Source organism: Kitasatospora sp. NPDC114501, assembly GCF_055633695.1.
In genome coordinates this window covers 31,318-50,400 of record NZ_JBVKDS010000013.1, presented here as the reverse complement: position 1 = coordinate 50,400, position 19,083 = coordinate 31,318, and the positions used below count along the sequence as shown (strand labels likewise).

Genomic DNA, 19,083 nt, shown 5'->3' with positions numbered 1-19,083 from the left:
CCGGCTTCCACCTCGCGCTCATCGTCGGCCTCTCCTGAGCGACCGTCAAATCACCTACCGGCGAACTCCCTTCCGTTGACGGCCCGTGCGTCCGCGATTCACCGTTGCGGGTGATGGCGGACCGACCCGTCGGAGCGGAATCCTGGTGCGTGCGCCCGGCACCACGCCCCGCGCGCCCGCCGATCTCCAGCACCGGGAGGCACCGCCATGGAGCCCCAACCGTCCGACCGCGACCAGGCCTCCGGATTCCGTCGGCGCCGCATGCTCGGCCTCGCACTCGGGGCGGGCCTCGTCCCCGCGCTCGGCCCGGCCGCCCAGGCGGCGTCCGACGCCGCGCCCGAGTCGGCCCGCTCGGTGCCGGTCGCCGCACTGGGCCGACGGGTCGCCGACGTGGCCGCGAGCCAGCTCGGCGTGCCGTACGCCTGGGGCGGTGGCGACCGGCTGGGCGCCAGCCTCGGCTTCTGCGACGAGGAGAACGGCTGGCTGAACGGCGAGTGCATGGGTGAGAAGACGGTCGGTTTCGACTGCAGCGGCCTGTCGCTCTACTGCTGGTACCGGGCCAGCCACGGCACCGTCGAGCTCGGGCACTACACCGTCGCGCAGTTCGACCTCAGCGCCCCCGTGCCGCGCGACGCGCTCGCCCCGGGCGACCTGCTGTTCTTCTCCCGCCCCGACGCTCCGCTGCACCACGTCGGGATCCACGTCGGCGGGGGCGCGATGATCCACGCCGAGCGGACGGGCACCCTGGTCGCCCGGGTCGAGAACGTGCTCGACATCCCGCGCTGGGCGGGCGAGTTCGCCGGCGCCCGCCGCCCGGGGCAGCCCGCCTCCTGACGCCACGGCCCCGGGCAGCCCGTCTCCCGACCCCGCCGCCCGGGGCGACCGGCCCGCGTACGGTCACAGACCGCTGCGCCGCTCCCCCAACCCGTGGTGCACCCGCAGCAGCAACCCCTGCAATACCTGCCGCTCCCCCGCGTCCAGCGGCGCGAGCACCTCGTCCTGCACCGCCCGTGCCCGCGCGTCCAGTTCGGCGAGCAGCGCCCGCCCGGCGTCGGTGACCGAGACCGAGACCCGCCGCCGGTCGGCCTGGTCCCTGGCGCGCTCGACGTACCCGGCGGCGGCGAGCTGGTCGGCGACCTTGGCCAGGTCGCTCGGGTCGATGGCCAGCCGCCGCACCAGGTCCCGCTGGGCCTGCGGGCCGAAGTCGGCGAGCGCGGCCAGCACCGCCATGTCCCAGAGCCGCAGGCCGCGTTCGGCCAACTGCTCGGCGAGCCGGCCGCGCGCCGCCTTGCCGACCCGGGAGAGCAGGTAGGTGCTGAGGTCCAGCAGGGTCGGAGGAAGCTCGGCGACAGGGAGCGGGTTCTCGGAGTTCTCGGAGGCCATGGCGGCAGTCTAGGGTCTCTCCCTATAGTGGGTGCCGACCCACTGATTCCGAAACCGCCCCTCCCTGCCAGGAGTTCGCCCGTGGACGCCCTGTACTCCCGCCTGCTCGTCACCCGCTTCGCCGAGTGCTTCGCCTTCTACCGCGCCGTCCTCCCGCCGCTCACCGGCGCCACCCTGGCCAAGGGCGCACCCGAAGGCCCGTACGCCAGCTGGGACCTCGCCGACCAGACCCTTCTGGCCCTCTTCGACCGCTCCGCGATGGCCGCCACCCTCGGCACCGCCGAGCCGCCCGTCCACGCCGCACCCGCACAGGACGCCGCGATGCTGGTGCTCCGGGTGGACGACGTGGACGCCGCCCTCGACCTCTGCCTGCGCCACGGCGGCACCCCGGCCGGTCCGGCGGCCGACCGCCCGGAGTGGGGCCCCACCCTGCGCAGCGCCCATCTGCGCGACCCGGACGGCCGCTTGATCGAGCTCCAGTCCTACTGACCGGCCCGCGCCGCCCGGAACTCGCGCCTCGTGCGGCGCGGCCGATCGACGCCGCCGATCGACGGGGCCTGTTGACGCGGCCGATCGACGCCGCCGGTCGGCGCGGCGCCCCGGCCGGAGCTACTCCATCGGCAGCGCGCGGCGGCCCGGCAATCCGGAGGCCTCGAACCCGCCTCCGTCCTGCGCGAGTTGATCGACCCGGAAGTCCGACGAGCAGGCCCGCCCGAGGGCCTGCGACGCGGCGTCGGCGCCGGGAACGTGCCCGAGCACCGCGGCGCAGTACTGGACGGCGGGGCTGGGCAGCGGGCGCAGCTCGGCCGAGTCGGCCGGAGTGGCGGCCACTGCCCCGGCGAGAGCCAGACAGCCGGCCAGGGCGGGAGCGGCGAAGCCGCGTGGGATGCGCATCGGGCGTACCTCCGTACGGGTGGGGACAGCGGGCGGCCGTGGACCGGACCGCCCGGCCCATTCGACGGGCGGCCGCCACCCACGGCCCGGCCGACACACCGCGCGCCGCACTAGTCGTACCGACGCCGCCGCGTGGACGGCCGTCGGCCCCGCCGCCGGCCGGTGGCGCCGCGGCGGCGGAGGTCGCGTCCGCCGCAGGGTCCGACGCTCAGGCCACCGGGGAGGCACCCTCCGCCCACAGCTCCGCGTCGCACGCCGCCACCAGCGCGCCGATCCGTGCCCACGCCTCCTCGGCCGCCAGCGGCTCCAGCCGTCGGCCGTCCCGCAGCCGCAGCGCGACCCGGTCGTCCACCGCCTCCTTCGCCCCGATCACCGCCTGGTAGGGCACCAGCCGGGCCCCGCGGATCCGGGCACCGAGGCTGCCGTGCTCGGGGCCGGCGACCTCGGCGCGCAGCCCGAGGTCCAGGCAGCGCTGCCGGAACCGTTCGGCCTGCGGCAGTTCGGCCTCCGAGACCGGCAGCAGCACGACCTGGACGGGCGCGAGCCAGGCCGGGAACGCGCCGCCGTACAGCTCGATCAGATGGGCGACCACCCGCTCGACGCTGCCGATCACGCTGCGGTGCACCATCACCGGCCGGTGCTTGGCGCCGTCCGCGCCGATGTAGTGCAGGTTGAACCGCTCGGGCTGGTGGAAGTCGATCTGCACGGTGGAGAGGGTGAACTCGCGCCCGGCACCGTCGGCGATCTGCACGTCGATCTTGGGCCCGTAGAACGCGGCTTCGCCCTCCGCCGCCTCGAACGGCACCCCGGACCGCTCCAGCACCTCGGTGAGCAGCGCGACGGCCCGCTCCCAGAGCGCCGGGTCCGCCACGTACTTGCCGCCCGCGCCGGGCAGTGAGAGGCGGTAGCGGACCGGTACGACGCCCAGCGCCCGGTGCGCCTCACGGATCAACTCCAGTGCGGCGACGGCCTCGTCGGCCGCCTGCTCCGGGGTGCAGAAGACGTGGGCGTCGTTCAGCTGGATCGCCCGGACCCTGGTCAGCCCGCCCAGCACCCCGGACAGCTCGGAGCGGTACATGCCACCCAACTCGGCCATGCGCAGCGGAAGTTCCCGGTAGCTGTGCGGGCGCGAGCGGTAGATCAGGGCGTGGTGCGGACAGAGGCTGGGGCGCAGCACCATCTCCTCGGAGCCGAGTTCCATGGGTGGGAACATGTCCTCGCGGTAGTGCGCCCAGTGGCCGGAGATCTCGTACAGCTCGCGCTTGCCGAGCACCGGGGAGTAGACGTGGCGGTAGCCGGCCCGGCGCTCGCGGCCGCGGATGAACTCCTCCAGGGAGTGCCGGATCGCGGCGCCGTCGGGCAGCCAGTACGGCAGGCCGGAGCCCATCAGCGGGTCGGTGTCGAACAGGTCGAGTTCGCGGCCGAGCTTGCGGTGGTCGTGCGCCGGGTGAGCCTGCGGCTGGTGGGCGTGGTCGTGCGGCCGGCGGTCGTGCATGAGGGTGGTCTCCACTCGGTCTGCGGGGGCGAGTGGGTCCGGGAACGGCGAAGCCCCGGGGCACTCGGCCCCGGGGCTTCGGACTAGGTCAGCAGTCAGCGCGCCGGGACTCTCTCCGGCGTCGTCGTGGCGAGTGCAGCGCGCTTCATGCGTTCCACGGTAACAGCTCCGCGCCGCCCGCGGTGATCTTTTCCGGACCGGGCTTCCGGCGGCTCGGTTTCCGGCGGCTCGGTTTCCGGCGGCTCAGTGGAGCGTGACGCACCCGCGTGCGGCGAGCGCCGCCAGCAGCCGGGCCGAGGGCCGTACCTCGTTCCACCGCAGGTCCAGCTTCTCCAGTGCGGGCAGCGCGCCCGGGTCGGCCAGCCAGTCGGGCAGTTCGGTGATCCGGTTGCCGCGCAGGTCGAGGCGGCGCAGCCGCGGAAGCCCGGCGAGCACGGCCGGCAGTTCGGTGAGGGCGTTCTCCCGGAGTTCCAGCTCGCGCAGCTCGCCCAGTCGGCCTACGGATTCCGGAAGGGCGGCCAACTCGTTTCCGCGCAGCCACAGTTCGCGCAGCGCACCGAGGCCGCCGATCGACTCCGGCAGCGCGGTGAGCCGGTTGTGCTGGGCGCGCAGCTCGACCAGTGAGGTCAGGCCGCCGACGGTGGACGGGAGTTCGGTGAGCCGGTTCTCGCCCACGTTGAGGTAGCGCAGCGCGGTGAGCCGTCCGATCTCCTCGGGCAGGGCGGTCAGCTCGTTGTCGTGCAGGTAGAGGAAGTCCCCGAGCCCGGTGAGGTCGCAGAGCTCATCGGGGAGTCCGGCGAGCCGGTTGTGGCCGAGGTCGAGGGTCCGCAGCGCGGCCAACCGGCCGATCCCGGGCGGGAGTTCGCGGATGCCGGTGTCGGCGAGGATGAGCACGGTCAGCTCCGTGCGCTCCCACACCTCGGCCGGCACCTCGTCGAGCGGTCGGCGCCAGAGGTTCAGCGTCACGTCCGCCGCGCCCCTCCCGTCCACGCTGCCCGCCGCCTCGGTCATGGACCGCACCCCTCTCCGATGAATGTCCGGATCACCGTACGCACCCGGGACGCCGGCTGGAACCCCGGGGCCGGACGCGGCCCGCTCAGCGGGCGCCGGCGTGGAACAGCCCGTCCACGACCTGGTGGAGGAGTTCCTCCGGGAACTCGGCGAGTTCACCGCGGGCCTCCTCGGTCAGCCGCATCGCGGTGGCGCCCTCGTGCAGGATGACCAGCAGCCGGGCGAGGTCGCGCGGGCGGACCCGCGAGGTGGGCTCGGAGGTCTCCTCGATCAGCTCCACCAGCCCGTCGACCAGCCGGGCCTCGTGCTCGGCGAGGCTGCGGGCGACCTCCGGGTGGCGGGCCGCGTGCAGGGTGAACTCCATGGAGAGCAGGAACCAGCCCTCGTCCTCCCGCCGCCGCCCGGCCAGCTCGCGCAGCAGCCGGGACGGGAGGTCCTGGCCCGGCCCGGCGTCCGCGAAAGCGGCCCGCAGGTCGTCGAGCAGCCGGTCGATCTGCTGGTCGTAGAGGGCGAGGAACAGCTCTTCCTTGTCCTGGTAGTTGGAGTAGAAGGCGCCCCGGGTGAGCCCCGCCCGGGCGACGATGTCGCGGATCGAGGTGGCGTGGAAGCCGTGCTCGGTGAACAGGGCGAGGGCGCTGTCGTTGAGGGCGGCGACGGTCAGCGGGCGCCGCTTCGTGGGTGACTTGGGCACGAACTGCGGTCCTCGGCTCTCGTTCTTCGCTGGACGGTGCCGCCGGGCGGCCCGGCCCAGTCTACGGGCGGGCGGGCCCGGCGCCGGTCCGCGCGGTCCGCGTGGTCGGGCGCGGGATCAGGTCGCGGGCGGGAGGTGGCGCTCCGCCACCAGCCCGGCCACCGTCCGGAGCCTGGCGAAGTACTCGCGGCAGTACTGCTCGTCGATCAACGGCACGACCTTGTCGAGGTCGGCGATGCGGTGCCAGAGATCGGAGATGCTGCGGTCGTCGAACTCTCGGTACTGCTCCCGGAACACGGCGGCGCCGACCGCGTCGTCCAGGATGGTGAGGTCCACCCCCGCGATCTCCACCGCGAGGAAGCTCCTGGGGAACGGAGCCCGCCGGTGCTCCTCCCACAGCCGGGCGAGCCGGTCCGCGGCGCGTCCCCCGTCCGCGGCCGGGTCGGCCGGGTCCGCCACCACGGGCGGGCCGAGGAGCACGGACACGGCGTCGAAGACGGCGCGCACCAGCTCGACGGCGCGCGTCGGGGTGATGGCGTCGCTCGTCGCCGCGCCGCGTGCGAGCCCTTCGCGCAACCGCAGGCCGGGCGCGAGTCCGGCGGCGAGCCCGGCGGCGAGGAGCCCCTCGGCGACGGCCTGCCCGACCAGTTCGCCGAGCGGCTCCTCGGCGGCCAGCCGGTCGACGAGGACTTGTTCCAGGGCGAACAGCGCGTGGGGGACGGCGACGGTGGCGAACTCGTAGCGGTAGTAGGAGTGCCGGACGAGTTCCCGGGAGGTCTCCAGTGCGCTCATGACGCCCGCCGCGGCTCCGGCGGGCACCTCCAGGCCGGCGACCAGGCCCCCCATCCCCGGATAGTCCGGGGCGACTGACCAGGCGCGGGGATCCTGGACGGGAGACAGCGGCGAGGGGATCACCGGTGCATTCTCACCGTCGCCGGGACGGGTCGCCACCCGTTTTCCCGGGCGCCCGAGCCGGGTTGGCGCCTCGCCCGGGTGCCCGCCTCGCCGGGAGCGCCCGGCACCCGCCCGGCCCTTTCGCCGCCGCCTCAGAAAGTGTTGGGTAACTGATCAACTGCGTGACGTGATGTTCGGGCGGTGATCTTCGCGGTCGAGTTTCCGCGAAGATCACCGCCATGTGTGTCTGCTCGTGCAAGCCTTCCTACGACTCGTCGTTGACGGACGCTCAGTGGGCGGTGATCGAGCCGCTGCTGCCGGAGCGGGATCCGCGCCGGGGTGGTCGGCCGCTGAAGTTCCCGCATCGGCTGGTCGTGGACACCGTGCTGTACGTGCTGGTCAGCGGGTGTGCGTGGCGGCTGGTGCCGCACGACCTCGCCCCGTGGGACGCGGCCTACCGCTGGTTCCGTTCCTGGACGGCCGACGGCACCTGGAACCGTGTCCATGACGCGCTGCGCGACAGGGTGCGGGTGGCGGACGGCCGGGATCCGGAGCCGTCGGCGGCCGTGCTCGACTCGCAGTCGGCCCGCAGCCGTCAGGGCGGGCAGGCGATCGGCTACGACGCGGGCAAGCGCGTGCGGGGCCGCGAGCGGCACCTGCTCGTGGACACCTGCGGCCTCGTCCTGCGGGCGGTCGTGCACTCGGCCTCGGTCCAGGACCGGGCGGGCGCGAAGCTGGTCCTCGCCGGCATCCGGGAGCTGTTCCCGCGGGTCGGGCTGGTCTGGGTCGACGGCGGCTACGTCAACGTCGTCGATTCCGGGCTCGTCGGCTGGGCCGCCGGGCACGAGAGCCTGGAGATCGTCGCGGTACCGCGCAACGCGGATGTGAAAGGCTTCCAGGTGCTGCCCCGCAGGTGGGTGGTCGAGCGGACATTCTCCTGGCTGGGACGGTGCAGACGGTTGGCACGGGACTACGAGCGCAAGACCGCGCACGCCGAAGCGATGATCAAGGTCGCCATGATCCGGCTCATGGCCGCCCGCCTCGCCGGCGAGACGATCGAACCGCGCGGCCCCATCGAGACCGAAGCAGCACGCCGCCTCGCCGACGACCTCATGAACGAGTGATCACCCGGTAACCCAACACTTTCTCAGGCGGCCGCCGCGCCGTCTCCCGGGCCGTAGTCGTAGAAGCCGTGCCCGGACTTGACGCCGAGCCGGCCGTCCCCGACGTACTCCGCCAGGAGCTCGCGGGGGCCGGTGGGCAGACCGGGGCGCTCGGCGGCGTAGTGCTCCTCGATGTCGAGCACGACGTCCAGGCCGACCTGGTCCATCGCGCGGAACGGGCCGCCGCGCAGGCCGGTGTTGACGGACCACATGGCGTCCACCTCCTCGGCCGTGGCGACGCCCTCGGCGACCACGGCGAGGGACTCGCGCTTGATGGCCGCCCAGATGCGGTTGAAGATGAAGCCGGTGCTCTCCTTGCGCGCCTCGAACGGGAACAGGCCGTGGCGCGGGAGTTCGGCCAGCAGCAGGTCGATGACGGCCCGGTCGGTGCGGCCGCTGGACATCACGTCCACCGCGTTCTGGGTCGGCGGCATGTAGAAGTGGATGTTGACCAGGCGCTCCGGCTCGCGCACGCAGTCGACGAAGCGGCTGGTCGGGTAGGACGAGGAGTTGCTGCCGAGGACGGCGTCCGGGTCGGCGGCCCGGTCCAGGTCGGCGAAGACCCGCCGCTTGAGCTCCGGGCGCTCGGGCACCGCCTCGATCACCAGCCAGGCGCCGCGCAGCGCCTCGGCGAGGTCGCCGCTGACGGCGACGGTGCCCGGCACTCCCCCGCCGACCGCGGCGGCGACGGCGGGCAGCTGCTCCTCGACGTAGCCGCGGGCGGCCGCGAGCTGCTCGGCCGAGGGGTCGTAGATCCGGACCTCCCCGCCGCCGGTGGCGAACATCAGGGCGATGCGGCGCCCGAGGGTGCCGGCTCCGACGACGGCGACGGGTCGGCCGGTGGGGTTGGGGACGGTGAACGGCATCGAGATCACTTCCTTGGCTGTGCCGCGCTCCGAGGGCCGTGCCGCACGGGGGATCCCGCACGGTTGCACCGTTTGCACCACGGCCTCAATCGGATGCACGATGTATCCGATACACATGGTATCCGTTTGAGGAGACCAAGCAACCCGCCACCGCGAAGGAGCCCCCGATGCGCCCCGACCAGGTCGTCCGCCACGCCACCACCCCGCTGACCGCCCCCGTCTACCCGCCCCGCGCCACCCGCTTCACCGACCGCGAGTACCTGAACGTCGTCTACCGGACCGACCCCGAGGCGCTGCGCGCGGTCGTCCCCGAACCGCTGGAGATCGACGAGCCGCTGGTCCGCTTCGAGGTCATGAAGATGGGCGAGGTAGACGGCTTCGGGCCGTACGTCGAGGCCGGGCAGGTCGTCCCGGTCCGGTACGGGGACGAGGAGGGCGAGTACCTGCACGCCATGTACCTCGACAACTTCGCCGCCACCGCCGCCGGCCGTGAGCTGAGCGTCTACCCCAAGGTGATGGGCGCGCCCCGCCTCTTCACCGAGGCCGGCGCCCTGGTCGGCACCCTCGACCACGGCAGCCAGCGCGTCGCCACCGCGACCATGGCCTACAAGTGGCAGCCGCTGGACCCGGCCGAGGCGCGCGAGCAGATCACCGTGCCCACGTACGGGGTGAAGATCGTCCCCGACTACACCGGCGGCCTGCGGGTCTGCGACCTGGTCCGCACCCGGATCACCGACGTCACCGTCAAGGAGGCCTGGACCGGCCCCGCCCGCCTCCAGCTCTCCGCACACGTCATGGCACCGCTGGCCGACCTGCCGGTCCTGGAGGTCGTCTCGGCCAGCCACATCCTCACCGACCTCACCCTCTCCCCCGCCACGCCCGTCCACGACTACCTGGCGGAACAGCGCCGCGCGGCCTGAAGATCGCCGACGGCTCCTGCCGACCGTCGGACGGCAGACGGCCGAAACGGCACCGCTCCGGCCCGCCCCCGCGGTCAACGACCTGCGAGGACGAACCGGAGCGGTGAAACCGGGGACCGGCAGGCGCTCAGCCCAGCTTCGGCGCCACGGCGGCCGGCCCGTGCGCCGAGCCCGCGCCCTGCCCGGTGCCGCAGAAGGCCTGCTCCAGGAAGCCCGCCTCCGCCTGCAGCTGCGCCACGATCTGCGTCCCGTCGCCGCGCTGGGTGACCGACAGCGACACCTGCCGGTCGCCCGAGCTCCACAGCTGGGTGCTGTACCCGGGCACCGAGCCGTCGTGCCCGTAGACCCGGCCGCAGGAGAGCTGCCAGCCGGCCAGCCCGAGCCCGTAGCCCAACTGGGTCGGCACGCCCTCGACCTCGATCGGGGTGGTCGTGGTCATCTCCTTCAGCAGTGCCGGCGGCAGCAGCCGGCCGCCCAGCAGGGCCTTCTCGAAGCGGTTCAGGTCGCCCAGGGTGGAGATCAGCTCGCCGGCCGAGTTCGCCCAGGTGACGCTCGCCACCGTCACGTCCCGGTCGCTGCGGTCCTCCGGGGCGGGGCCCTCGGGCACCGTCCAGTAGGCGTGCGCGTGCGGGCCCCGGATACCGGTGGCGGAGCCCGGGAAGTAGGTGCCGTTCAGGCCGAGCGGGCGCAGGATGCGCGCGGTGGCCTCCTGGGCGTAGCCGTGGCCGGTCACCTTCTCGATGATCATGCCGAGCAGGGTGTAGTTGACGTTGGAGTAGCCGAACCTGGCGCCCGGCGGGAAGTCGGGCGCGTGCGCGACCGAGGCGGCCACCACCTGGGCCGGGGTGATGGACCGGGTCAGGCCGCCCTGGTCCAGCCAGTCGCGGAAGGCCGCCGGGTCGCCCAGGTCGGGGAACACCCCGCCCTTCTCGTTGGTGGAGTCCCAGAGCCCGGAGCTGTGGTTGAGCAGCTGGCGGACGGTGATGTGGTCGCCGTTCGGGACCAGCCCGGGCAGGTACCGCTCGATCGGCTCGTCCAGGCCGACCCGCCGCTCCCCGACCAGCTGGAGCACCGTGGTGGCGGTGAACATCTTGGTGACGCTGCCGGCCCGGAACCGTCCGTCCGCGCGGACCGGCGCGCCGGTGGCCAGGTCGGAGACGCCGGACGCCCCGCGCCAGGCCCCGTTCCCGTCCCTGACCTCCGCGATCGCCCCGACCGCACCCGCCTCGGTCAGCGCCCGCAGGGCCGCCGCCCGCGGATCGCCGGAACCCGGCCGCCCGCCCGCGGTCTCGGCCGCACCCGCCGCACCGGCCGAGACCACCGACCCGGCCAGTGCCAGACAGACCGCCCCCACCAGCGCGGAAACCGTTCGACGTGCCATGCGACCCCACCTTCGCCGTCGGCGAGCAGCTCCTCGCCCGTACCGCCCAGCCTCGCCGCACCGCTGACGGCCGGTCATCCTCCGCCGGGAGGAGCCGGCCGTACGCCCGGCAACGGAGGGCGTCCGCCGGAAGGGGGAGGCCCTCCGGTGGAAGGCGGAGGCCCTCCGGCAGGCCCGGCTACCGGGCCGGGGCCGGGCGGACCGGGTGCTTGCTCAGGATGGACACCCGGTTGAAGGAGTTGATGGCGATCGCCACCCAGACCACCGCGGAGATCTCCTCGTCGCTCAGCACCTCGCGCGCCACGCCGTACGCGGCCTCCTGGAGCGCCGCGTCCGCCGGGGCGGTGGTCGCCTCGGCCAGCCCGAGCGCGGCCCGCTCCCGGTCGCTGAACACCTCGGTGTCGCGCCAGGCCGGGAGCACGCCCAGGCGCTGGGTGGTCTCGCCCTCGCGGATCGCGGCCCTGGTGTGCACGTGCAGGCAGTAGGCGCAGCCGTTGATCTGCGAGACGCGGAGGTTGACCAGCTCGATCAGTCGGCGGTCCAGCCCGGCGTCGGCCGCGACCTCGCGGGCCGCCTCGGCGGCGGCCAGCAGCGCCTGGTACGCCCGGGGGCTCTGCTTGTCGATGAACACCCGCCGGTCCGTCGGAACCACCGTCACATCACTCACCTGGACTCCTTAGGCTGATCATGCTGTCGCCCGCCACTCTGCCATGGCATGATAGTTGAATATAGAACTAATTGGCACCTGGGAGGGCCCACCCGTGAGCACCGCCGAGACCGACCTCGTCCAGCCACCTGCCGCCGACCCGCGGGTGGAGGTCCTGCCCGCCCGGGACGTACCGCTCGGCGGCCCGCGCGCGATGACCGTACGCCGCACCCTGCCGCAGCGCTCCCGAACCATGATCGGCGCCTGGTGCTTCGTCGACCACTACGGACCCGACGACGTCGCGAGCACCGGCGGCATGGACGTCGCCCCGCACCCGCACACCGGGCTGCAGACCGTGAGCTGGCTGTTCACTGGCGAGATCGAACACCGGGACAGCCTCGGCGTGCACGCCCACGTCCGGCCGGGCGAGGTCAACCTGATGACCTCCGGCCGCGGCATCGCCCACTCCGAGGTCTCCACCCCGGCCACCACCGTCCTGCACGGCGTACAGCTGTGGGTCGCCCTGCCCGAGGAGCACCGGCACACCGGGCGCGACTTCCGCCACCACGCGCCCCGCCCGGTCCCCCTGGACGGCGGCGAGGCCCGGGTCTTCCTCGGCACCCTCGCCGGCGACACCTCCCCCGTCCCCACCTTCACCCCGCTGCTCGGCGCCGAGCTGACCCTGCGCCCGCAGGCCACCGTCACCCTCGACGTCGACCCCGCCTTCGAACACGGCCTGCTCGTCGACAGCGGCGACGTCCGCCTCCTCGACACCCCGCTGCGCCCCGCCGACCTCGGCTACGTCGCCCCCGGCCGCACCGCACTCACCCTCACCAACACCGGCGGAACCGACGCCCGGCTGGTCCTGCTCGGCGGCACGCCCTTCCAGGAGCGGATCGTCATGTGGTGGAACTTCATCGGGCGGTCCCACGAGGACATCACCCGAGCCCGCGAGGAGTGGATGAGCTCCGCGAACCCCGACCGCTTCGGCGCCGTCGAAGGCTACCCGGGCGACCGCCTGCCCGCCCCTGAGCTCCCGGGAATCCCCCTCAAGCCCCGGGGGAACGTGCGCTGACCCGGGGGTTCGCCCATCGGGGGTGCGGCGGCCGGATCCGCCGCACCCTCGATCCGATTGCCGACGGTGCATCAGAACCGATCGGGACACTCGCGGAGTCCGGGAAGTCATCGTCGGGTGCCGCCGCGAGAACCAACGAATGCCCTGGCGCGCCCCTCCCCGGTTGCCGAAGGACGGTCACCACCGAACGGAGGAGGCTGGAGAAAACGGCCACCATGCCGCCCGCACCCCCATCGATGATCTTGCTTCAGGCCAGTTATTAGATCCGGGACCTCCCCCGCCCCGCCCCGCCGCTAGGGTGACCTCATGGCTGACGCCCCGACGACAGCAGCACCCTCGGTCGAGTCGCTGGACGCCCTCGTCGAGTGTGCCTGCGAACCGCCGACCGGCACGTCCCGGGCGAAGCAGCTGCGCTGGGTCGCCGGCGAACTGCGCACCGCCCTGGAGCTGGGCGCGCTCGGGCCCACGGCCGCCGACTCACTCGCCCTGCTCTTCGCCCCGGACACCCTCTCCGCCTACCTCACCGCCGCCGAGCGGGGCCTGCTGCGGCGCAAGCCCGCCGCACGACCAGGCCAGGCCTCACCGGCGTCCATGCGCGTCCGGGAGGACTGCCTCCGCATCCTCGGCGCCCGGGCCGGCATCGCCGTCACGCTCCCGGAGCGCAACCCGCCGCGGGTCGCGCTCCGGCCCGTGGTCGCCGCCCGCCCGCGCAGCATTCTTATCGGCCACTTGGAACACTCCGCCCGCCCCGGCCGATCCGACTCCCGCAGCCGGATCCTCGCCATCATCGGCACCGTGCTGGACACCGGCTGCCGCGCCGGCGAACTCTGCACCCTGCGCACGGACGACGTCGACCTGCACCGCGGCACGATCCGCCTCACCCGACTCCCCCAGCACCGCAACCCGCACACCACGCCCGCCATCGAAACAGTCGCCCTGTCCGGCCCCACCCGAGCCGCGTTGCGCCACTGGCTCACCGTCCGCGCCCACCTCGTCGCACGCGACACCACCCGACCCGTCGGCCCGGACAACGAGACCACCGACGCCCTATGGGTGAGCATCGCCCCCAGCGGTCACCCCCGCCCCGGCCTGCCCCTGCACTTCCGCGGCCTGGCCCGCGCCTACGCCCGTGCAATCCACGACCTCAACACCGAGATGGCCGCAGAACCCGGCTGGCACCCCCTGCCCCAACGCATGGAACAACTACGCCGCGCCATCGAACTCGAACCGGCCGACCCCGATGGTGCGACCCTCCTGGTCGCCCGGCCACAACCATCGCCGCACGTCAGCCGATAGACAGCCGGCTGACGACGAAGCACAGCGGTCGGCAGCGGCTGTCTGCGGCCGGTGGAGCCGTGAAGACCCGCCCCCACGTGCCGTCGATCGCCCGGTTCCGCAGCCTGGTGCAAACGCCCTTCCACGAGCCGTACTCGGCGGGCAGGTGCACCCACTGCGAGCCGGTCTGGAACTTCCACGCCATCGCATCGACCACCTGTCGGTGATCCCGCCACCACCTTCCTCGCTTCGGTGTCCGGTCCGGCAATTCGTCCGGGCACTGTTTCTGGCCATTCTCGTCAAAGTGTGCTGCTGCTGTGATCACGCTGTGTAGGTTCCCGATCCGGAGGGCGTCGTTCGCCTTGGCGCCAGGCACGGTTGGTGCCCGGTGTCGTGCCGCCCCACCCTCATCTCCTCCGCAGACGGGATTCGTGATGACCACCCCGAGCACAGGAACACCCGCCACCACCCCGGCGACCACGGCCACCCCGGCGAGTACGGCCACCCCGGCGAGTACGTCGCCCGCGATCCAGGTGGACCGGGCGAGCCTGGACGGCGCGACGCCGACGGACCTGCTGCCGACCACCGGCAACTACCCGACCGAGATCGTCCGGTACCGCTCGGTGGTGCTGACCGACATCCCCAACGCGAAGCCGGCCCGCAAGCTGACCGGCGCGATCGACCTCGGTGAGGAGAACCTGCCGTTCTACGACCGCCCGGCCGAGGGGATGATCGTCACGACCGAGCAGAGCTGGTCGGCCCAGGGCGTCACGCTCGGCCGCCTCCTGCACAGCCTGGCGCTCGCGCCCGGGGAGAGCACCAAGGTCGCGGTCGTCGACTGGCAGGGCACCACCAAGGCCACCGGCACCGAGAAGACCACCGAGGCCGACACCCTCTCCTCCACCACCGACCAGAACCGCTCGATCAGCGAGCTCGCGAACGCGATCGCCCGCGAGGAGCAGCACGGCGACTCGCAGGCGTTCCAGTTCAGCAAGTCCTCCAGCTCCGGCGGCAGTGCCGGCATCGCGTGGTTCGGCGGCGGCATCGGCGGGAACTGGAGCAATTCGTCGAACACGGGCTTCTCGAGCGCGGTCTCGCGCTCGACCGGGGTGAAATCGGTCGCGGACGAGGCGTCGCAGCGCATCAGCGCGCGGACCCAGCAGCTGGCGACGGCGGCACGCAGCCGGAACATGACGGTGGTGCGTGAGACCTCGCAGGCGGAGAAGGACCAGGTGCTGACCCGGGTCGTCACCAACTACAACCACATGCACGCGATGTCGGTGCAGTACTACGAGGTCGTGCAGGTGTACAGCGTGACCACCAAGCCGACGAAGCTGGAACGCTGCCTGTTCATCCCGCTCCAGGAGCTCACCTTCACCTACTCCAGCCTCCAGCGGTACAAGGAGGTACTCGCCACGGTGGCCCCGGCCGAGTGGGCGGCGAGGATCCGGGCGGCGAACCCGTTCGAGACCGCCGTGCGCAAGCTCGACGCACTCACCGCGCCCGAGGCGCTCCCGGTCCAGGCCTTCGACGGGGTGGACCTGGCCGAGATCGCCGGCGGGCCCATGGGCGTGTACGGGGTGCGCAAGGCCGACGGCAGCCCGGTCCGCTTCGACCCGGTGGCCCGGCAGTGGAACCCGATGCCCACCGCCGGGCTGACCAACGGCCTGAACCGCATCGCACCGGGCAAGGACACCGTCTGGGGGCTGCGGGCCGACAAGACGGTCGTCCACTTCGACGGGACGTCCTGGAAGGCCGACTCCCAGAACTTCAAGGGACTGAGCCTGGCCTGCGGCGGCGACGGCACGCTCTTCGTCGTCAGCGGGGACAACACGCTCTGGCACCGCCCCCCGAACGGCTCGTGGCAGCCCCTGAACGTCGAGGCCGACGAGGTCGCCGCCGCCGGCAGCAAGACCTGGTACAGCCGGCAGGGGAAGACCTACGAGCGCAGCGGCAGCGGGTGGACGGAACGGACCGGGAGCCCGAACCGCCTGTTCGCCACCGCCGACGGTGCGCTGTGGGGCGTCTTCAAGAACAACGACACCACGATGACCCTCGTGCTGGAGCCCGGAGCGGCGACCTGGAGCCAGTCCGCAAACCCCTTGCTCAAGGCGGCCACGAACGGAACGATCGGGGTCGTCTCGGCCGTCGGCGGGGACTACTGGGTCATCAGGAACGACGGGACGCTGATGCGATTCCTCACTGTGCCACGGGAGACCCCGGCACCGTTCGACTTCCCGCCCAAGGCCGACTCCCCCTACGCCTCCAGGATCGACGTCTGGTACGACGACGCCGGGATCCGCAGCATCCAGGTCGTCTTCCCCGGCCAGACCGCCCGCTGCGGCGACACCGGCGGATCCGGCATCCTGCGCCAGGCCTCCTACACCTTCGGCGGCGCCGACAAGCTGATCTCCGTCGACGCCTGGTCCGGCACCGCCGCCCGCGGCAGCCTCGCCGGCCTGCGCCTGACGATGACCTCCGGTGTGGCCAACTTCGGGATCGCCGAGACCACCACCACCCCGCCCGACCTGACCGAGGACGCCGGCGGCGCCTCGGCCATCTGCGGGCTGTTCGGCGCGACGGTGAAGACCGGCAGCCGCACCTACGTCTCCTCCCTCGGCTTCTACGTGCGCGGCGGCAACGTCTCCCAGGTGGTCCTGGACCACCTGAACGACAACCGCCGCCACTACAGCCAGGCCGTGTGGGCCAACGCCGACGAGCTGACGCTCAGCCGCATCCTCGCCAACTACTCCTACGCGCCCGCGGGTTCGACCGCGCCCCCGGTCCTGCTCGGCACGGTGTTGGACCCGAAGCCGGTCGCCACGACCGGCAACTACCTCGGGTTCCGGTGGAACTTCACCAGCGAGCAGGAGCGCGAGGCGTGGACCAACGCCCGCAAGGCGACCGCCACCGCCTACGGGACGCCCGTGACCAACACGGTCGCCATCGCCACCAAGGGCGTCTTCGCCGAAGCCGTCCTCGGCCGGGCCAACTCGGCCGAGAAGATCGACCTCACCCGGTTCTGGAACTGGAAGGACTCGCCCATCCAGATCACCCCGGCCGACATCGCCCCGGTCTCCACCGCCTCCCGCGCGCAGAACCTCGACACCAAGGTGGCCGCCCTGAGCCCGTCCGAGGCGCGGTACACCCCGCTGGTCGCGATGCCCGACCCGGCCGGCCTCCAGACCGCACAGGCCATCGCCACCGCCAACCTGTTCCGCGACATGAGCGGCATCAACACCGTCACCCAGGTCCTCACCAAGGGCATCGAAGCCGCCGCGAGCAACGACAAGGCCGCTGGCGAACGCGCCCAGGAAGCCCTCAAGACCGCCACCGAACACCTGCAGAAGATGTCGCAGATCGCCGCAGACGCAGCCGCCAAGGCGGCCCCGGCCATAGCCACCGGCGGCGCCGGCAACCTCAGCGCACTCGGCGGCATGATGAACCAGGGCGGCAAGGACGGCGCGGACAAGAAGTAGTCCCGCCGCACCACCCGGCGGGCGGGACCGCAGCGCCCCCCTGGCCCTCCCGCCCCAGCACCCGAGGAGCCGCACCCGCGGCCCGCCCCGACCGGTTCGCCGGTTCGGGACGGGCCGCAGAGCGGGGACGTCATCGTCAAACCGGCCCGCTCCGGCAACGGCTATGGCATCACCCGCCTGTGCCACGGCGCCTGGAGCGACGTGCGGACCGCACTCGAACGGCACCTCGCCCAAGCGGACCTGCCGTCCGGCGGATGGATCGTCGAGGAGTGCATCGCCCCGGCCCGGGATGTCAGCGTGCAGGCCGAGGTGCACAGCGGCGGCACCGGCATCCTGTTCGACGGACAGATGCGCATGACGCCCGGCGGCTACGCCTCGCAGGGCAATCAGAGTGACCTCCAGGCTCCCGCCTCCGTGCGGAACGCCCTCGCCGACATGGCGAACCGGTTGGGCCGGCACCTGTGGGACAGCGGGTACCGCGGCCCGTTCTCCCTCGACGCCCGCCTCACCCCCGACGGTCGGATCTACGGCATCGAGAGCAACGTCCGCCGCACCGGCCCCCCACGTCCTCGCCCAACGTCTCACAGCGCAGGACCCGCCCGAGACACACCACAGCTCCGAGACGTCGAAGATCGCCTTCGCTCGCCCCTCGCGCTGCACTGACACGGCGCCCGGGCGCGAGGCCCTCACCCCTCCGGCACCAGGCCCTGTGCGTCGACACCGGCGAAGCGGGCAGAAACCGAGGAACCGGTCGGCGTCACCTCGGTGTCACCTCGGCGTCACCGGAGCCCGTCGGCTGTCGCCGCACTGCCTCCCGGACCAGCATGGGAAGCGATGCCCCGGTCCACCGCACCACAGGCGTTCCTAGCGCCAGGGATCGAGGGCAAGCTTGCCCAGGGTCCGGCCCGCTTCGAGTTGCCGCAGCACCGCCGGTCCCTCGGCCAGGGGATGCACGTGGGGGGTACCGGGTGGGTACACGCCGTCGGCGATGAGGGCCTCGATCTCGACGAGCAACGACTGGTAGAGGGACGGGGCCGCGACCGCCAGTGCACCTATGTGCAGGCCCTTGACTTGGACCTGGTGGGTGAAGACCAGGTCGTGGGTGGTGAGGGTGGCGTCGCCGGAGGCGGCGCCGAACACCACGATGCGTCCGGTGAAGGGCTTGGCGACGGAGAGGCTGGTCTTGAACGTGGCCTGTCCCACTGATTCCAGGACCAGGTCGACACCGCCGGTCAGGCGGGTGATCTCCTCGGCCAGGTCGAGGCGTCGGCTGTCCAGGACCTCGTCGGCGCCGAGCGCTTTGACGGTGTGGTGCTTCTCGGGCGAGGCCGTGGCGACCACGCGTGCGCCGTAGTGGCGGGCGAGGCGGACGGCGGCCTGCCCGACGCCTCCGGCCGCGGCGTGTATGAGGACTGCCTCACCCGCCTTGATCCCACCCAGCGGCTTCAGCGCGGCCAGGGCCGTGGCCCAGTTCAGCACCAGGCCGAGGGCTTCGGCGTCGCTCCAGCCGGACGGCACGGGAAGCACACCCGCGGCCGGCATCGTCATGTACTGCGCGAAGGCGCCCGGACCGGCTCCGACGACGTGGGTGCCGAGTTGCAGCGGACTCTCGACGTCCGGGCCGACCCCCACGATCTCGCCGGCGGCCTCGAAGCCCGCCACGTACGGTGCCTGTGGGCCTCCTCCGTAGGTGCCGTGGGTCTGCATGACATCGGCGAAGTTGACCCCGGCTGCGCCGACGCGGATCAGGTACTCGCCGGGCCCCGGGGTGGGGCGGCGGTGATCGGTCGTGAGAGTCAGGTCCTTCGGTCCCCGGTGTGAGTGCTGGACCAGTGCTCGTACGGTCTGCTGCTTGTTGATCTCCATGGACCGAAGGTAGGAACCTGACACTTACGTCAAGGTCAAGCGGC

19 protein-coding genes are annotated in these 19,083 nt (G+C 72.8%); 8 read left to right on the top strand and 11 right to left on the bottom strand.

Translation table 11 applies throughout. The annotated features are described in order from the left end of the window. Window positions 1-207 precede the first annotated feature (207 nt). Window positions 208-834 (top strand): C40 family peptidase, encoded by a 627-nt coding sequence (locus ACZ7RU_RS24140; protein ID WP_470343029.1) that lies wholly within the window; start codon window positions 208-210, stop codon window positions 832-834. A gap of 63 nt (window positions 835-897) precedes the next feature. Here the strand turns inward: ACZ7RU_RS24140 and ACZ7RU_RS24135 are convergent, their stop codons facing one another. Then, window positions 898-1,383 carry a MarR family winged helix-turn-helix transcriptional regulator gene (locus ACZ7RU_RS24135; protein ID WP_470343028.1) on the bottom strand — a complete coding sequence of 162 codons (486 nt, stop codon included), beginning with the start codon at window positions 1,381-1,383 and terminating at the stop codon, window positions 898-900. A gap of 81 nt (window positions 1,384-1,464) precedes the next feature. Between ACZ7RU_RS24135 and ACZ7RU_RS24130 the strand changes: the two genes are divergently transcribed. After that, complete coding sequence (locus ACZ7RU_RS24130) at window positions 1,465-1,872, top strand: VOC family protein (protein WP_470343027.1); 408 nt, start codon at window positions 1,465-1,467, stop codon at window positions 1,870-1,872. Window positions 1,873-1,992: 120 nt separating this feature from the next. Here ACZ7RU_RS24130 and ACZ7RU_RS24125 read toward each other — a convergent pair whose 3' ends face one another. The 5 genes from ACZ7RU_RS24125 to ACZ7RU_RS24105 all read right to left on the bottom strand — a co-directional run bounded on the left by ACZ7RU_RS24125 (window position 1,993) and on the right by ACZ7RU_RS24105 (window position 6,320). Next, window positions 1,993-2,277, bottom strand: coding sequence for a hypothetical protein (locus ACZ7RU_RS24125; protein ID WP_470343026.1), 285 nt, complete (start codon window positions 2,275-2,277; stop codon window positions 1,993-1,995). Window positions 2,278-2,485: 208 nt separating this feature from the next. Further along, complete coding sequence (thrS, locus tag ACZ7RU_RS24120; RefSeq protein ID WP_470343025.1) at window positions 2,486-3,772, bottom strand: threonine--tRNA ligase; 1,287 nt, start codon at window positions 3,770-3,772, stop codon at window positions 2,486-2,488. Window positions 3,773-4,015: 243 nt separating this feature from the next. Further along, on the bottom strand, window positions 4,016-4,783 hold the full coding sequence (locus ACZ7RU_RS24115) for a leucine-rich repeat domain-containing protein (protein ID WP_470343024.1): 768 nt from the start codon (window positions 4,781-4,783) through the stop codon (window positions 4,016-4,018). Between the two features lie 85 nt (window positions 4,784-4,868). After that, the gene (locus tag ACZ7RU_RS24110) at window positions 4,869-5,474 is read right to left on the bottom strand and encodes a TetR/AcrR family transcriptional regulator (RefSeq protein ID WP_470343023.1); all 606 of its coding nucleotides are present in this window, start codon (window positions 5,472-5,474) and stop codon (window positions 4,869-4,871) included. 117 nt (window positions 5,475-5,591) lie between these two features. Further along, the gene (locus tag ACZ7RU_RS24105; protein ID WP_470343022.1) at window positions 5,592-6,320 is read right to left on the bottom strand and encodes a hypothetical protein; all 729 of its coding nucleotides are present in this window, start codon (window positions 6,318-6,320) and stop codon (window positions 5,592-5,594) included. A gap of 287 nt (window positions 6,321-6,607) precedes the next feature. Between ACZ7RU_RS24105 and ACZ7RU_RS24100 the strand changes: the two genes are divergently transcribed. Then, window positions 6,608-7,492 (top strand): IS5 family transposase, encoded by an 885-nt coding sequence (locus ACZ7RU_RS24100; RefSeq protein ID WP_470343021.1) that lies wholly within the window; start codon window positions 6,608-6,610, stop codon window positions 7,490-7,492. A gap of 23 nt (window positions 7,493-7,515) precedes the next feature. Here ACZ7RU_RS24100 and ACZ7RU_RS24095 read toward each other — a convergent pair whose 3' ends face one another. Further along, window positions 7,516-8,397, bottom strand: a complete 882-nt coding sequence (locus ACZ7RU_RS24095) for a 3-hydroxyacyl-CoA dehydrogenase family protein (protein ID WP_470343020.1) — start codon at window positions 8,395-8,397, stop codon at window positions 7,516-7,518. A 167-nt stretch (window positions 8,398-8,564) separates the two neighbouring features. On the opposite strand from ACZ7RU_RS24095, the gene ACZ7RU_RS24090 reads away from it, so the two are divergent. Beyond that, window positions 8,565-9,317 carry an acetoacetate decarboxylase gene (locus ACZ7RU_RS24090; RefSeq protein ID WP_470343019.1) on the top strand — a complete coding sequence of 251 codons (753 nt, stop codon included), beginning with the start codon at window positions 8,565-8,567 and terminating at the stop codon, window positions 9,315-9,317. A gap of 127 nt (window positions 9,318-9,444) precedes the next feature. Here ACZ7RU_RS24090 and ACZ7RU_RS24085 read toward each other — a convergent pair whose 3' ends face one another. Together ACZ7RU_RS24085 and ACZ7RU_RS24080 are read right to left on the bottom strand one after the other, a co-directional pair. Beyond that, a complete protein-coding gene (locus ACZ7RU_RS24085; RefSeq protein WP_470343018.1) occupies window positions 9,445-10,698 on the bottom strand; it encodes a serine hydrolase domain-containing protein in 1,254 nt (417 codons plus the stop codon). A 178-nt stretch (window positions 10,699-10,876) separates the two neighbouring features. Continuing rightward, window positions 10,877-11,365 (bottom strand): carboxymuconolactone decarboxylase family protein, encoded by a 489-nt coding sequence (locus ACZ7RU_RS24080; RefSeq protein WP_470343017.1) that lies wholly within the window; start codon window positions 11,363-11,365, stop codon window positions 10,877-10,879. 94 nt (window positions 11,366-11,459) lie between these two features. Here ACZ7RU_RS24080 and ACZ7RU_RS24075 point away from each other — a divergent pair, with 94 nt between their 5' ends. Both ACZ7RU_RS24075 and ACZ7RU_RS24070 read left to right on the top strand, forming a co-directional pair. Beyond that, the gene (locus ACZ7RU_RS24075) at window positions 11,460-12,419 is read left to right on the top strand and encodes a pirin family protein (RefSeq protein WP_470343016.1); all 960 of its coding nucleotides are present in this window, start codon (window positions 11,460-11,462) and stop codon (window positions 12,417-12,419) included. A gap of 306 nt (window positions 12,420-12,725) precedes the next feature. Then, entirely contained in the window at window positions 12,726-13,715 is a 990-nt protein-coding gene (locus ACZ7RU_RS24070; protein WP_470343015.1) for a site-specific integrase, read from the top strand. Here the strand turns inward: ACZ7RU_RS24070 and ACZ7RU_RS24065 are convergent. Then, a complete protein-coding gene (locus tag ACZ7RU_RS24065; RefSeq protein ID WP_470343014.1) occupies window positions 13,705-14,019 on the bottom strand; it encodes a transposase in 315 nt (104 codons plus the stop codon). The genes ACZ7RU_RS24070 and ACZ7RU_RS24065 overlap by 11 nt on opposite strands. Before the next feature lie 109 nt (window positions 14,020-14,128). On the opposite strand from ACZ7RU_RS24065, the gene ACZ7RU_RS24060 reads away from it, so the two are divergent. Continuing rightward, window positions 14,129-17,173, top strand: coding sequence for a hypothetical protein (locus tag ACZ7RU_RS24060; protein ID WP_470343013.1), 3,045 nt, complete (start codon window positions 14,129-14,131; stop codon window positions 17,171-17,173). 201 nt (window positions 17,174-17,374) lie between these two features. Next, on the top strand, window positions 17,375-17,836 hold the full coding sequence (locus tag ACZ7RU_RS24055; protein ID WP_470343012.1) for an ATP-grasp domain-containing protein: 462 nt from the start codon (window positions 17,375-17,377) through the stop codon (window positions 17,834-17,836). Window positions 17,837-18,037: 201 nt separating this feature from the next. Here ACZ7RU_RS24055 and ACZ7RU_RS24050 read toward each other — a convergent pair whose 3' ends face one another. Continuing rightward, the gene (locus tag ACZ7RU_RS24050) at window positions 18,038-19,039 is read right to left on the bottom strand and encodes an NADPH:quinone oxidoreductase family protein (RefSeq protein WP_470343011.1); all 1,002 of its coding nucleotides are present in this window, start codon (window positions 19,037-19,039) and stop codon (window positions 18,038-18,040) included. Window positions 19,040-19,083: the final 44 nt, after the last annotated feature.